Here is a 784-nt window from a genome sequence, read left to right as displayed (position 1 = left end):
ACAATATATTTTACATTACGATAACATCAAGCTCGTTCGATTCAACCCATTTCTTCAGCAAGGAGAGAAAAATGAGACAAGGAACCTTTTTCTGTATCGATGCCCATACCTGCGGAAACCCAGTGAGATTGGTGGCTGGTGGTGTTCCACCACTTGAGGGCAACACGATGAGTGAAAAGCGTCAGTATTTCTTAGAGCATTATGATTGGATTCGACAAGCACTGATGTTTGAACCGCGTGGCCATTCAATGATGTCGGGCTCCGTTGTTTTACCGGCTTGCAGCGACAATGCAGATGCTTCCATCCTTTTTATTGAAACCAGCGGCTGCCTGCCTATGTGTGGACACGGCACCATTGGTACCGTGACCACCGCCATCGAAAATCGTTTGATTACGCCGAAAGAGGAAGGACGTTTGATCCTCGACGTGCCAGCCGGCCAAATAGAAGTCCACTACCAAACCAAAGGTGACAAGGTCACGTCAGTAAAGATTTTTAATGTTCCAGCTTATCTTGCGCATCAAGATGTCACGGTTGAAATCGAAGGTTTGGGAGAAATCACCGTAGATGTCGCTTACGGCGGCAACTACTACGTCATTGTTGATCCACAAGAAAATTATGCGGGACTCGAGCACTACTCCCCTGATGAGATTTTAATGCTCTCCCCCAAAGTGCGCACCGCCGTTTCTAATGCAGTGGAATGCATCCATCCAAATGATCCCACGGTTTGCGGCGTTTCCCATGTACTTTGGACAGGGAAACCAACGCAAGACGGCGCAACGGCTCG

The 784-nt window shown here is 48.1% G+C and carries 1 protein-coding gene; it reads left to right on the top strand.

Annotation, left to right across the window (positions count from 1 at the left end):
* Window positions 1-71: 71 nt before the first annotated feature.
* Window positions 72-784: 4-hydroxyproline epimerase (locus R7Z77_RS25030; RefSeq protein WP_318137003.1), on the top strand; the 713-nt coding region annotated here is incomplete at its 3' end.

This window comes from Vibrio sp. 1401, assembly GCF_033340295.1.
The sequence above is the reverse complement of the archived record's forward strand: the minus strand, read 5'-3'. Positions and strand labels throughout refer to the sequence as shown.